A 13619-nucleotide genomic window follows, 5' to 3' on the forward strand; every position below is an offset into this window, starting at 1 on the left:
AAAGTGCCGGATTGACCTGGCTAAACGGGCACTCTTCGCCCTATCGCGGGAGTCTCAGTAGAGGAGGGCGGTCAGGCGAGACCGTGTCGGGGGAACGCGGGGATCGTCCTGGCCGACGACCTCAAACAGCTCGAGGATGCGCTCGCGGATGGCGTTGCGCCCGGGGGCCGGCTGGGCCGGAAAGAGGCTGAGCAGCCGATCGAAGGCATCCTCGATGTGGCCTCCGGACAAATCGAGGTCGGCGACCAATAGCTGGGCGTCGAGATCGTCCGGAGCGGATGCCGCACCAGAGCGAATCTGGTCGATGGTTTTGCCCTGCAGCCGCGCCAGCAGGCTGACCTGGGCCAGACCGGCCACGGCCATCGTGTCGTTCGGGTTCTGGGCCAGCGCCGTGCGGTATTCGCTCTGGGCGGTGGCGTAGTCGCCGGCCTCGATGGCGGTGTAGGCCTCCAGGTGGTGCGGCGGCAGCGGCTCCTCGACGACCGCAGCCGGTTCGGCGACGGCGTTCTCGTCGGCAGCCTCGGCAGTGCCAGTCACGCCCTGCTGGGCGGCGAGCTCGAGCACCCGAACGAGTAGTTCCGCGATCTGCTCTTCACCGAGCGGGCCGTTGAAGAGCTGTACCGGCTGACCGGTGATGACGGCGGCGACCGTTGGCACCGTCTGGGCCTGGAACGCCTGCGCGAGCTGAGGGTTCGCGTCGATGTCGACGCGGGCCAGCACGAAGCGGCCGGCCAGGGCGGTGATGAGCTTCTCGAGCACCACTAGGAGCTGGGTCGATGGCTCGCTGCGGGATGCCCACAGCCCGACAATCACGGGAACGCGGGAGGAGAGCTCCAGCAGCTCACCGAAGTTCGCGTCCGTGCCGTCGATCACAAGACTCGGAACCATGACGGCTCCGGACGGTGCCGGTGCTCCGCCCACGGGCGCACCGGTCACAGGCGCCCCGTTCGTGGCCACCGGGGGCGCACCGGCCGGGGCACGGTTCAGGAGCGAGGAGAGGTCGACCGCTCCACGCAGGTTCGATCCGGAAGGGGGCATATTCGTCATGGAAGCTCCGCCGATGTGATGAGGCCCTGGGCAAAGCCCAGAAGCACGATTTTGTCGCTCGAACCGGCCGTGGGCACATAGAACAACAGCTGGTCGCGGTAGGTGTTCGAGAAGCCCTTGGCCGTGGTGGTGATGCCGGAGAGCGCCTTCGTGGCGAGGGCATCGGCCGCCGGACCCACGGTGGCACCGGCATCGACCGGCTTGACCGTTTCGGTCTCGGTCATGCTGACCGCCACGATACTTCCGGAGTCGTTGGTAGCGAGGGCGACGGCTTCATTGGTGCCGGCGGCGGCCGCGAACTCGATCGACGCGGTCGACGGCAGGGCGGCGATCTTGGCCGCGTTCAGGTCGGCGACCTGCACTCGGAAATTATCGCCCTCGCTCTCGAACAGCCCGAAGGAGGGGCTGGCTTCGCCCTGCACCAGGATGTCGGCGTAAGCGGCGGCCAGTTCGTCCGGCGGCAGCAACAGCAGCTTGTTGTCGGGGGCGATGGCCGGAGCACCGACGATGGCCGGAGCGACCTTCGGAACGTGTGCCGACTGCTCGAGCGCGAACAGGTAATCCACTTGGTAGTTCGTGCGGGGCGATTCCTGCTTGAGAATGACCGCCACCGTGGGGATGCTGGGGTCATTTTCATCCTGGATGACGGTCATGACCACTCGCGGCCAGGAATTCGTCTGTTGCGGCAGGGTGAAGGTGAGCGGGGCGCCCGCCAGAGCGACGAGCGGGGCTACGGCCGGATCGACGGCGCGAATCTTGTAGTTGGCCAGTCGTTGTTCCAGGGCCGGGCCGGTGAATCGCGTTGCGAGAGACTCGGTATTCAGGTTCGCGTCGGCGTCCGCAGTGAGCAGCGATATCTCGCTCATGATCGTCTCGAGCTGGGAGACGGTCACGGCGGGCGGCGGCAATTCCGCGGCCGCCTCGACGGAATCGGTGGACTGCGGCGTTGGCGTTGGGGTCGAGGTTTCGGTGCTGACGGTGCTGAAGTCAGGCCACAGATCGGCCGAACAGCCGCTCAAGGCCAGACCGGAGACCACGATCATGGGAAGGATAGCCACTCGGCGAGCGATTCCTCGTCGCGACGATGTGATCTGGCTGGCTTTGATCGCCTTCGGGCGCGGCGCGCGCGGCAGCCTCGGCATACGGGGACCGCGCGGAACGTTACGGCGTGGACGACGGGAGCGACGCAGGTGCAGCAGGGCCAGCAGGTAGAGCACCAGGCCGGCTAACAGCAGCAAGGCACCACCGGCCAGCAGAGGGCCGGCCCAGGGGGTCGAATTGTCAGACGCCCACGACAAACGGATGCTGGCGGGCGCCGGTTCGATTCCGTCCGACGCGACGATCACCGAGATGCCCTCCGGCAGGGTCAGCGTGGTGGTCACGGAGTTCGTGCCGGAGTATTCTTCGAGCCACAGATCGGAGCCGGCCGGATTCACTATCGTGGCGGCGGCATCCGTCGTGGCAGCATCCGTCCCTGCGCTTCCGCCCGAGGCCCCCTCAGAATCGTCGCGCGTGACCGCCGCAGTGACGGCGGAGGTGAGCTCACCGGTTTTCTCGCTCAGGCCGACGGTGGCGAATGAGTCGTCACCGATCCAGGCCGCGACGTCTTCCGACCGCCCGTAGGCCACGAAGATGGGCCCGTCTCCGCGCACGTTGATGGTCTGGCTGCCCGGGGAGGCCGCGAGGGCGCTCGGGTCGATCACGGTGTACTTTGCCGTGCCGGTGACGGTCGAGCTCAGGGACGTGAAAGCGGGCTCGAGCAGGATCGTGCGCTGTGCGATGCCGAGAACGATCATCACGGCAGCAAGAACGAAGGCCACAATGGCAAGAACAAAACGCACGTATCACCCTTCAGCATTTGAGCTGGTCGGTACAGTCTGGTTGGTACTGTTCAGTCACTCTGGCTGACTCACGTGCCTGAAGGTCCTCAGACACGGACCTTCTACGTTACTGCGTTCACCTGAAAGGTGCCTAATAGCAGCCGAGGCCCCGACAGCCGATGCGCGGGTTCTCGCGACGGCGGCGAGACACTAAAATTGGGAATGTTCCCCGTCATGCATGATCCATCGAGGGCCGGGGCCCCATCTGTAAGGAGTAAATGTGTCTGACGACGAAGCTGATTTCACCCAGGTATTTCGCGGCTACGACAAGGACGAGGTGGCCAAGGCTATCCAGTCGCTGCGTCGCGAACTGATTCAAGCGAACACCCAGAACGCCGAGGCCGGCCGCGAGGTCAAGCGCCTGGCGGCGCGCATCGACGATCTCAACGCCGAGATCGAAGAGGTTGGAAGCCCCACGTTCTCCGGACTTGGAACCAAACTGGAAAACACCCTGCGCGTGGCCGAAGAGCAGTCCACCCGTGTCATCGCCCAGGCCGATATCGACGCCGAAAAACTTCGGGCCGCCACCACTGACGAAGTGCAGCTGCTCCGTCAGAATGCCCTGGAGCAGGCCGAACGCACCCTGTCCGATGCCGCCGTCAAGGCGCGTCGGGTGCTCGATGACGTCAGGGTCGAAGCGGATGACGTGCGCGCCCGCGCCCAGGACGACCAGGCCCAGATCGTTCAGGATGCGGTTCGTGGTGCTTCCCTGATTCGCGGCGCTGTCGCTACCGAGGCCGCGGAAGCCCGTGCCACGGTGAAGCGCGAGGTGGCGGCCATCCGCTCTGAAGCCGATCGTGAAGCTGCAGAAGTACGCGTGGTCGCCCAGCGTGAGGCCACCGAAGCCCGCGAGATCGCGGCCGGCCTGACCCACGAAACCGAGCTCACCCGCGCCGAAGTAGCCCTGGAACTTGACCAACAGCGGGCTGACCTGCAGCGCGAAACCGAGCAGGCCCGCGTCGATCTGGCCGCCGAGACCGAACAGGCCAGGGTCGATCTGGCCCGGGAGTCCGAGCAGGCCCGACTGGCCGGCGCCCACGACGCCGAACAGGCGCACACCCTGCTCGCCGCCGAGATCGAGCAGGGGCGCATCGACCTGGCCCGTGAGGTCGAACAGGCACACGCGGTGACCGAGGTCGAACGCGAGCAGGCTCAGACCGATCTGGCCCGCGAGCTCGATCGCAAGCGTGCCGGTCTGGCCCGCGAAATCGAACAGGGCCGCGCCGCCCTGGCCGCCGAGGTGGAGCAGGCCGCCGCCGATCTGGCCCGCGAGAACCAGCAGGCCAGCATCGACGCCGAGGCCGAGGCCGAGCAGGCCCGCATCGATCTGGAGAACCAGCTCACCGCCACGCGTAAGAAGGGCGAGCACGAGGCGAGCCGCCTGGCCCGGGAGATCGACCAGGCTCGCGCCGACTTCGACGTGGAGCTGAAGGCCCGCCGTGACGAGGCCGAGCAGGAGCACCTCGCCCGGCACCAGGAAGCCGTGGCGCAGACGCAGAAGTTCCAGGCGGATGCCGCCAGGCAGCTCACCGAGACAACGGAACGCACCATCGAGCTGCGCACCCTCAACGACCAGCTCGATGCCGGCGCGCGCGAAGAGGCCAAGGCCAACAAGGAGCTCGCCGAAGAGAGCGCCGCGCGGATTCTCAGCGACGCCCACACCACGGCAACAGCTCTCGTCACCGACGCCACGACACGCTCACGCACCCTCGTTGCCGACGCCGAAGACCGTCTGTCGCAGATTAGGATTGAGCGCGACGCCGTTGCCGGTTATTTTGAAAGCCTGCGCAGCGTTTTGACCCAGGCAGAACGGGTCGCAGCCGAGTAATTCCCTACTCCTGGAGTCGACACGTGAAAATTCAGAATGCCTTCCGGTTCGGACTCGTCGGAACTCTGGGTGTTGGTCTGGGCTTACTGATCATCACCTCGGTGATCACGCTGCAGACAATCATCATCTATGTCGGGGCCGCGCTGTTCATCGCGCTCGGCCTCGACCCGGCGGTCTCCTGGCTGGAGAAGAAGAAGTTCCCCCGCTGGGCGGCCATCCTCATCGTCGTCGCGGCCGTCCTCGGCGTACTCACCGGCGTCATCTTTGCGATCGTTCCGATCATCGTCGACCAGGTCTCCAAGCTGTCCAAGCTCATTCCGGAGCTCGTCAAAGCCGTGAACAGCTCGACCTTTCTGAGCGATCTGCAAAAGCAGTTCCCCGGCCTCGACATCGGGGAGATCTCCAAGACGATCACCGATTTTCTGGGCGGAAACCTCACCAATATCACGGCGACGGTCGTGCAGTCGGGTTTGGCCTTCGTCAACGGCCTGTTCGGCGGGCTCATCATCCTGATTCTCACGCTGTACTTCACGGCCTCGCTGAATAACATGAAACGCGCCACCTACCAGTTGGTTCCCGCGTCCAAGCGGGAACGGTTCACCGACCTCAGCGAACAGATCACCACGGCTGTCGGCCGCTACATCGTCGGCCAGGCGGCGTTGGCGTCGGTCAATGGCGTGCTCAGTTTCATCTTCCTGTCGATCATCGGCGCGCCGTTCCCGGCGCTGCTCGCGTTCATCGCCTTCCTGCTTTCGCTGATTCCACTCATCGGTACCATTTCAGGCTCGGTCATCATCGTGCTGACCTGCCTGATTCCCGAGATCGGCAGTTCGCCGCAGACCGCGCTGGCCGCGGCGATCTACTACCTCATCTACATGCAGGTCGAGGCCTACGTTCTGAGTCCGAACATCATGAACCGGGCCGTCTCCGTACCGGGCGCGGTCGTCGTGATCGCGGCTCTGGCCGGTGGCAGCCTGCTCGGCATTCTCGGGGCGCTGATCGCGATCCCGGTGGCCGCTTCGGTCATCATGATCGTCAAACAGGTCGTCATCCCTCGCCAGAACGAACTCTGACGCCCGACGGCCTGCCTCAGGAGGCAGCGGGCAGCGGCGCGGTCCACTCGGTCGGCAACGGCAGTACGCCGGGGTTGACGGTGGCGACGATCTCGGTAAGTACCCGACGGGTCAGATTCTCGCCCACCCAGAGGTGCTTGCCACCCTCGACAGCGACCAGACGCATTCCGGGAACGCCGGCGAACCGCAGGCGGGCGGCATCCGGCCTGAGGTAGTCGTCGAATTCGGGGATCAGCGCGACCAGTTTGCGTTCGTTGCCAGCCCACGCTGCCAGCTCCTCGTTGGTCGTGCGGTGCAACGGCGGGGACAGCAGAATGGCCCCGCGGATGGGATGCTCGAGGCCGTATTTGAGGGCCAGTTCGGTGCCGAAGGACCAGCCGACCAGCCAGGGATTGGGCAGGTGGCGTTCGGCGACGAGAGCCATCGCGGCGGCGACGTCTTCCCGTTCGGTGAGGCCATGACCGAAATCACCCTCGCTGGTGCCGCGCGGCGATGACGTGCCGCGGGTGTTGAAGCGCAGCACGGCCAGATCGGCCAGGGCGGGCAGCCGATTGGCGGCCTTCCGCAGAATGTGCGAGTCCATGAAACCGCCGGCGGTCGGCAGCGGATGCAGCGTCACCAGTGTGGCTACCGGCGCACGATCCACCGGGGTAGCCAGTTCGCCGACCAGGGTGAGGCCGTCGCTGGTGTGCAGTTCGATGTGTTCGATGGTCGCGGGCAGTTCGATGCCACCACGAATATCAGCCGGCACGGGTTCTCCTGAACTTTCGCGGGTCATTTGATCTTCCAACAGTGGGTGTGCCAGTGCCGCCGGTTGGCCAGGTCGGCGTCGTCGCCGAGTACTCCATCGCCGCGCCAGGTGACGATATGTGCGGTGCCGGGAAGGATGCCCTGGGTGCACCCCGGGCACAGGTACGTTTTGACTGCCTGCTTCGCGGGAACCGGCTGCACGTGCCAGAGGCCGTCCCGCCGCACCTCACTGCGCCGCCACCCCGCGAGCAGATGGTTCAGGTCTACGGCTTCATCGTCGTCGGCCGGCTGCTGGGCTTTGCGGCCTCGGGGTCGATTGCTGCGCGCCATGATTCCAGTCTAAAGTGCGCACCTAGCGCCGAACGCCAGCTGGCGTGCCTCTAGTACCAGCCCGAGGCCTGCGACTTGGCCCAGGCGCCGCAGGGGGTGCCGTAGCGGCCGGTGATGTAACCCAGGCCCCATTCGATCTGGGTGCCGGCGTTCGTGGCCCAGTCCTCGCCCGCCGTGGCCATTTTGGAGCCGGGGAGCGCCTGCGGAATCCCGTAGGCTCCGCTCGAACCGTTCTGGGCATTGACGCGCCAGCCTGATTCCTTCTGCCAGAGCGAGACGAGGCAGTTGTACTGGTCTTCGCCCCAGCCTCGAGCGGCAACGGCGTCGTAGGCGTACGCCTGGGCCGAGCCTGGATCAGGCACGGCGGCCGACGGAGCGGTGAAGCTCTGCGATTTCTTCTCGACGGCGACGACCACCGGGACCGGCTTGGGCTTCTCGGAAACGGCATAACCGTCGCGGGTGATGGTGTTGGTGTAGCTCCCGGCGACGAGAACACCCTGGGCCGGCCCGGTATCGGTCGTGCTGCCGGCGATTTGAAAATACGGTGACGCCGTGGCGCCGGAGTACGGGTCGACCACGGTGACGAGAACGAAGGCGCAGGCCGCGGTGAAGCCGAAGACGAAATGCGCGGGTTTCACCCGGCGTCGGGTTCGACGAGCTTTCGGCCGGGCCGCGGCCGGGACGGTGTCGATAACTTGCAGATGCCTACCCATTAGTAGTCGACCTTAGCTGACAAATTAGGTAACGACCAAGTAACGCAAGGCCAAATCACCGGACCGCGAGCATAACGTCGACAACGCTGTCGAGCACGAGGTCCACCTGCGCTTCCCGGTATCCTCCCCGTTCAGGGCGAAAAACGGCGGTGCGAACCTCGTCAACGGTGAGCTCACGACCGTCCTGAAAATACTTCACCAATTTGTTCGCCAGGCGGTCGACATCCACGCGTTTATAGCCGACAGCGAGCACGCTCGTGCGGGTAAAACGGTGCCCGGGAGTGCGGCTGAGCCGGGCCACGATCACGTCGGCGGTGCCCTCAGCGTCAGCCATCCAGGCCTGCTCGCCCCGGTCGTGGGTCGCCTGATCGCGCTCCCGAGCCGCAAAGGCGTCTTCGAGCCGCTCCAGCGCCGCGTCGACGTGTTCGGGTGAGTATCCGCCCTTGTGCATGGCGAAGGCGGTGTGACGGATGCCCTCGGCCGTCAATGCTGCACCGGTGCGGGTCGCTTCCGCCTCAGCCTTCTCCGCGACAATCGCGTGGATCGCCTCGGCCCCATCGGCGTCGCCAGCTTCGTCATGCGTGGTCGGCGGCGGTGTGGTGACGGTCTCGGTGCCGGCGCTCTCGGCCCCGGCAGCGATCCCGTCGACGGACTCCACGACACCGGTATCGGCATCGAGGTCGTTACCCGAGTGGTCAGGCTGGTCGTAGGCGCGTCGGGCGGCCGCCAGGAACGCGTCGACCTGGGTGACGTTGTAGCCGAGAGACTTCCTGCCCACTCGGGGAAATATGGTGCTCATAGCCTCATTGTCTCGTACGAAGTTCGTCGGGGAAGAATTTGCCCGTCATGCAAACACCAGGTAGAGCGCGTAGGCAGCAGCGGCCGACGGCAGGATCGAGTCGAGCCGGTCCAGAAAACCGCCGTGCCCTGGCAGCCAGGAGCTCATGTCTTTGATGCCGAGGTCGCGCTTGATGAGTGATTCGGCCAGGTCGCCGAAGGTGGCGGTGAGCAGAATGACGGCTCCGAACACCAGCCCGAACCACCACGGCTGCTGGAGCATGAAGATCGACAGCAGCACACCGGCAATCATGCAGATCAGGCCGGCCCCGATGAAGCCTTCCCAGGTCTTTTTGGGGCTGATCGAGGGCGCCATCGGGTGCTTGCCGAAGTTGAGGCCGCTGACGTAGGCTCCCGTGTCGGCAGAAATGACCAGGATCAGAAAGGCGAGCGTCCACCACTGTCCGTGGTCCTGGGCCACGAGCAGCACGGCGAAACTCGCGAGAAAGACCACGTAGACCTGAATCAGGATGCCGCCGCCCACGTCGCCGACGATGGCTCGGGCCGAGGCGCGGTGCGACGGAACGACCAGCAAGGCCAGACGCCACAGGCCAATCAGCACGATGCCGCCGAGCATGACCAGCCATTGGCCGGTTGCCCCGCCATAGAACGCGGCCGGAACGATCGTGATGGCCGAGATGATCACGGGGATACGCGGAACGTTGCGTCCGGCATGCCGCAGGGCCTGGGCCAGTTCAAACGCACAGAAGCCGACGATCACGACCGCGAAGATCATGAAGAGTTGCTTGATGATGATGAGGCTGACCAGCATGGAGCCGCCGAGCACCAGTCCGATCAGGATGGCCAGAATGAGGTTGCGCCCGGTGCGCGCTTCAATGCGTTCATTGGTCGCATCGAGTTGAGCCCGTGTGGCCTGCACCTGGCGTTCGAAATCGGCCTTGGTGGTCTGCACCTGGCGTTCGAAATCAGCGCGCGTGGTTTTCACCTGCGCCCGGAACTCGGCGCGACTGACACCGTGACCGCGTTTGTGCGGCTGGTCATTCTCCGGTTTCTCAGTCATCTGAAGCTCCTAGATCTCGAGGAGTTCGGCTTCCTTACGCTTGAAGGCGTCGTCGATGCCGTCCACGTGGCTCTTGGTGATCAGCTCGAGTTCCTTCTCGGCACGACCGACCTCGTCGTCGCCGACCTCGCTCTTGAGCGCGTCGAGCTCATCCTTGGCTTTGCGGCGAATGTTGCGCACCGAGATGCGGGCATCCTCTGCTTTGGCCTTGACGATCTTCACGAATTCCTTGCGGCGCTCCGTGGTGAGTTCGGGGAGGGTGGCGCGAATGGTGGTGCCGTCGTTGCCGACGTTGGCGCCCAGGTTCGGGGTGTCGCGAATGGCGATCTCGATGTCGCGCAGCGCTGCCTTGTCATAAGGGCCGATCAGCATGGTGCGTGCTTCCTGGTTCTGCAGCGACGCGAGCTGTTCGAGCGGCGTGAGGGTGCCGTAGTAGCTCACCAGAATTTTCGCGAACATTTGCGGGTTGGCTCGCCCGGTGCGCACGGTACCAAAGTCGTCTTTGGCGGCCTCCAGGGCCCGGTTCATGCGCGCAGTGGCGTCGGAAAGAACATCCGCGATCACGGTGACTCCTTTATTGGTGGTGGAACAATTCTAGTTGGAGACGCGAGTGCCTAAATCGGTGCCGAGGATGGCTGCGGTCACGTTGCCCTCCGGCGCCATGCCGAACACCTGCATGGGCATGTGGTTGTCCATGCACAGGCTGAAGGCGGTGGAGTCGACCACCTTGAGGCCGCGCTGCAGGGCTTCGAGGTAGGTGATGTGGTGAATCTTCTGGGCGTCGGGGTTGGTGCGGGGATCGTCGGAATAGACGCCGTCGACGCCGTTCTTGGCTACGAGAACCACATCGGCGTCGATTTCGAGGGCGCGCTGCGCGGCGACGGTATCGGTGGAGAAATACGGCAGTCCAGCGCCCGCACCGAAGATGACGACACGGCCCTTCTCCAGGTGGCGTTCGGCGCGCCGCGGAATGTACTGCTCAGCCACCTGGGTCATCGAAATGGCGGACTGCACGCGGGTTTCGGCGCCGGCCTGTTCAAGAAAGTCCTGCAGGGCCAGGGCGTTCATGACGGTGCCGAGCATGCCCATGTAGTCAGCTCGGCCCCGGTCCATGCCGCGCTGGGAGAGCTCGGCGCCGCGAAAGAAATTTCCGCCACCGACCACGATGGCCACCTCGACCTGCTTGGCGCCCTCCGCGATTTCACGGGCCAGCGAGCTGACGACATCCGGATTGACGCCGACGGCGCCGCCACCGAATGCCTCACCGGAGAGTTTGAGGAGCACCCGTCGTTTCTTGACGACCGCGGTCGGGCTGGTGTGGGCTGTTGGCGAGCTGGCCGTGTCAGTCATGTCGTGCGGGGCCTTCCGAGAGGGGGTATTACCAAACTACCAAGTACGCGCGTGTCCCCCCAGCGGGGGCACACACAAAAACGGAGGCCGGATCGCTTTCGCAATCCGACCTCCGACCTTTATTGTTAGGCGCCGACCTTGAACCGGGCGAAGCCCGACACGGTCAGTTTTGCATCGTCGAGAACCTTCGCAACGGACACCTTGTTGTCCTTGGCGTAGTCCTGCTCGAACAGGGCGACCTGCTTGAGGAAGGCCTTGACGCGTCCCTCGACGATCTTGGGCAGTGCCGCTTCCGGCTTGCCCTCGTTCTTCGATATCTCGGTGACGATCTTGCGCTCGGTTTCGACCAGATCGGCCGGAACATCGCTCGCAGCGAGGTACTCGGGGTTGGCGAACGAGATGTGCTGAGCCACGCTGCGCGCGGTCTCCACATCGGTGCCGGAGAAGCCCAGGATAACGCCGACCTGCGGGGGCAGGTCCTTGCTGGTCTTGTGCAGGTAGATCGAGAACGACTCGCCGGTGACGGCGGCCACCCGGCGAAGTTCGAACTTCTCGCCGATGATGGCAGCTTCGCCGTCGATGAGCTCTGCCACGGTCTGGGTTCCAGCGGATGCTGCCAGTCCGGCCTCGACCGTGGTCGCGCCAGCGGCGGCGATCGCGTCGAGAACCTTGTCGGCCAGAACGACGAATTTGTCGCCCTTGGCGACGAAGTCGGTCTCGCAGGCTAGTTCGATCATGTACGCGGTCGTGCCGATTTCCTTGGCAGCGACGAGTCCCTCAGAGGTGGAACGGTCAGCGCGCTTGGCGTTGCCCTTGGCACCTTTGAGACGCAGGATCTCGATGGCCTTGTCCATGTCGCCGTCAGCTTCAACGAGGGCATTCTTGGTGTCGACCATTCCGGTGCCGAGGTTCTCGCGAAGAGCCTTGACGTTTTCGAGAGTGAAGTTTGCCATACCGGGTTCCTTACTTGGTCTCGTCGGTGACGACGTTCTCGTCGGCTACCGGAGCGACGGCAGCCCGTACGGCGGCAACGTCGGCCTCGGCAACTGCGTCGGCGATGGTGGGCTCTGCGACGACGGCCTCGTCGGCAACGACGGTAGCGTCGGCAACCTTCTCGGTCTCCGCAGAAGACTGCGCGGGGGTGGTTTCGGCGTCGGACGCCTGGAGCAGTTCAGCTTCCCACGCGGCGAGCGGCTCAACTTCGGCCTCCGGCTTGGCGTGACGCTGGATCAGGCCCTCGGCTGCGGCGTCCGCGATGATGCGGGTCAAGAGGCCCACGGAGCGGATGGCGTCGTCGTTGCCCGGGATCGGGTACTGCACGTCGTCGGGGTCGCAGTTGGTGTCGAGGATCGCGATGACGGGGATACCGAGCTTGCGCGCCTCGTCAATGGCGAGGTGCTCCTTGTTGGTGTCGACAACCCACAGTGCAGACGGGGTCTTCGTGAGGTTGCGGATTCCGCCGAGGCTCTTGTGCAGCTTGACGAGCTCGCGCTTCTTGATGAGCATTTCCTTCTTCGTGAAACCGCTCTTGGCGGTGTCTTCGAAGTCGAGCTCTTCGAGTTCTTTCATGCGGGCCAGACGCTTGGAAACGGTCTGGAAGTTGGTGAGAAGTCCACCGAGCCAACGCTGGTTGACGTAGGGCTGACCCACGCGCTGCGCCTGCTCCGAGATGGATTCCTGGGCCTGCTTCTTGGTGCCGACGAAGAGGATGGTGCCGCCGTGGGCAACCGTCTCCTTGACGAAGTCATAGGCCTTGTCAACGAAACCGAGCGACTGCTGCAGGTCGATGATGTAGATGCCGGAACGCTCGGTGAAGATGAAACGCTTCATCTTCGGGTTCCAACGGCGGGTCTGGTGCCCGAAGTGCACGCCGCTGTCGAGCAGCTGGCGGATTGTTACGACGGCCATGTGCCGTACTCCTGTTCTGATGCAGGCCTCGAGAGGCCACACCAATCGGTTTGTGCAATGATCGGTCGATCATCACTCCTGGTGCCCGGCGCACGTCCGACCTGTTCACGCTGGATACTCGTGAGACGGGACCGATTGGACATGGCGGCCAAATGGGCACGCGTAGTCAGCGCACAAAGCGCTGCTGTGGATAGCATATCACCGCGGGGAGTGCGCGGGCGACCGTGCTGTGTCACCGCCTCCTCCACAGGACCTGACCTGTGAAGATATACTCCGATGCAGCCAAGCCCCGACGGCGGCGGAAGCCCGGCGGCAGGGTGGGGGCATGCAGAACCTGCGCGCGCTGGCGGCATCCGCTCTCGTTACCGTGATCGTCGTGTTTGGTGCTGGGCCGGCATCGGACGCCGTGTCAGCGGGAACTTCTCCGTCAGCCGCAGCGACCATAACGAATGCCTGGCGTTGGCCGCTCGCGGAACCTCACCGGTTGATCCGGGGTTTTGTGGCGCCGGAATCACAGTATTCCGGCGGCCATCGCGGGATCGACCTGGCGGCCGCGGCGAACGAGAAGGTCTTTGCCGCCCACGAGGGCGTGGTGTCCTTTGCGGGCCGGGTCGTCGATCGGTCGGTGCTGTCGATCATGCAGCCGGACGATGTGATCACCACGGTCGAGCCGGTGGACGCCGTGGTCGCGGTGGGCGATCAGGTTCGGGCCGGGCAGCTGATCGGCACCGTCGCGAGCGGCGGTCACTGCCCGCCCGGGTGCCTGCACCTCGGTGTTCGTCAGCACGGGTGGTACGTGTCGCCGCTGCTCTTCCTGGGGAATGTGCCGCGCGCGGTGTTGTTGCCCTCCGTGCCATAACAGCGTCGTGCCCTGACAGCGTC

Annotated in this window: 14 protein-coding genes; 3 read left to right on the forward strand and 11 right to left on the reverse strand. The window is 64.8% G+C overall.

Going from position 1 to position 13619, the window contains the following annotated elements; genetic code table 11:
* Positions 1-54: 54 nt before the first annotated feature.
* Entirely contained in the window at positions 55-1047 is a 993-nt protein-coding gene (locus tag QMF22_RS14375) for a tetratricopeptide repeat protein (protein WP_283454794.1), read from the reverse strand.
* Positions 1044-2888: a DUF8094 domain-containing protein gene (locus QMF22_RS14380; RefSeq protein WP_283454796.1), complete on the reverse strand. Its 1845-nt coding sequence runs from the start codon at positions 2886-2888 to the stop codon at positions 1044-1046. Before QMF22_RS14380 ends, QMF22_RS14375 begins: the two co-directional genes overlap by 4 nt.
* A 259-nt stretch (positions 2889-3147) precedes the next feature.
* Here QMF22_RS14380 and QMF22_RS14385 point away from each other — a divergent pair, with 259 nt between their 5' ends.
* Complete coding sequence (locus QMF22_RS14385; RefSeq protein ID WP_283454798.1) at positions 3148-4755, forward strand: coiled-coil domain-containing protein; 1608 nt, start codon at positions 3148-3150, stop codon at positions 4753-4755.
* A gap of 23 nt (positions 4756-4778) precedes the next feature.
* A complete protein-coding gene (locus QMF22_RS14390) occupies positions 4779-5828 on the forward strand; it encodes an AI-2E family transporter (RefSeq protein WP_283454800.1) in 1050 nt (349 codons plus the stop codon).
* A 16-nt stretch (positions 5829-5844) separates the two neighbouring features.
* On the opposite strand, the gene QMF22_RS14395 is transcribed toward QMF22_RS14390, so the two are convergent.
* The 9 genes from QMF22_RS14395 to rpsB form a co-directional block, all read right to left on the reverse strand.
* Positions 5845-6606: an alpha/beta hydrolase gene (locus tag QMF22_RS14395; protein WP_283454806.1), complete on the reverse strand. Its 762-nt coding sequence runs from the start codon at positions 6604-6606 to the stop codon at positions 5845-5847.
* The gene (locus QMF22_RS14400; RefSeq protein ID WP_283454808.1) at positions 6603-6908 is read right to left on the reverse strand and encodes an Rv1322 family protein; all 306 of its coding nucleotides are present in this window, start codon (positions 6906-6908) and stop codon (positions 6603-6605) included. Before QMF22_RS14400 ends, QMF22_RS14395 begins: the two co-directional genes overlap by 4 nt.
* A gap of 50 nt (positions 6909-6958) precedes the next feature.
* The gene (locus QMF22_RS14405) at positions 6959-7621 is read right to left on the reverse strand and encodes an aggregation-promoting factor C-terminal-like domain-containing protein (RefSeq protein WP_283454810.1); all 663 of its coding nucleotides are present in this window, start codon (positions 7619-7621) and stop codon (positions 6959-6961) included.
* Between the two features lie 55 nt (positions 7622-7676).
* Positions 7677-8420: a DivIVA domain-containing protein gene (locus QMF22_RS14410; protein ID WP_283454812.1), complete on the reverse strand. Its 744-nt coding sequence runs from the start codon at positions 8418-8420 to the stop codon at positions 7677-7679.
* A gap of 45 nt (positions 8421-8465) precedes the next feature.
* Positions 8466-9479 (reverse strand): phosphatidate cytidylyltransferase, encoded by a 1014-nt coding sequence (locus QMF22_RS14415; RefSeq protein WP_283454815.1) that lies wholly within the window; start codon positions 9477-9479, stop codon positions 8466-8468.
* Between the two features lie 9 nt (positions 9480-9488).
* The gene (gene frr / locus QMF22_RS14420) at positions 9489-10043 is read right to left on the reverse strand and encodes a ribosome recycling factor (protein WP_092108831.1); all 555 of its coding nucleotides are present in this window, start codon (positions 10041-10043) and stop codon (positions 9489-9491) included.
* Between the two features lie 30 nt (positions 10044-10073).
* A complete protein-coding gene (gene pyrH / locus QMF22_RS14425) occupies positions 10074-10829 on the reverse strand; it encodes a UMP kinase (protein WP_283454821.1) in 756 nt (251 codons plus the stop codon).
* Between the two features lie 125 nt (positions 10830-10954).
* Positions 10955-11782: a translation elongation factor Ts gene (gene tsf / locus QMF22_RS14430; RefSeq protein WP_283454823.1), complete on the reverse strand. Its 828-nt coding sequence runs from the start codon at positions 11780-11782 to the stop codon at positions 10955-10957.
* 10 nt (positions 11783-11792) lie between these two features.
* Positions 11793-12737 (reverse strand): 30S ribosomal protein S2, encoded by a 945-nt coding sequence (rpsB, locus tag QMF22_RS14435; RefSeq protein WP_283454825.1) that lies wholly within the window; start codon positions 12735-12737, stop codon positions 11793-11795.
* Positions 12738-13062: 325 nt separating this feature from the next.
* Here rpsB and QMF22_RS14440 point away from each other — a divergent pair, with 325 nt between their 5' ends.
* On the forward strand, positions 13063-13596 hold the full coding sequence (locus QMF22_RS14440) for a M23 family metallopeptidase (protein ID WP_283454828.1): 534 nt from the start codon (positions 13063-13065) through the stop codon (positions 13594-13596).
* Positions 13597-13619 lie beyond the last annotated feature (23 nt).

This window comes from Cryobacterium sp. PH31-L1 (assembly GCF_030063145.1).
Classification (GTDB): domain Bacteria; phylum Actinomycetota; class Actinomycetes; order Actinomycetales; family Microbacteriaceae; genus Cryobacterium.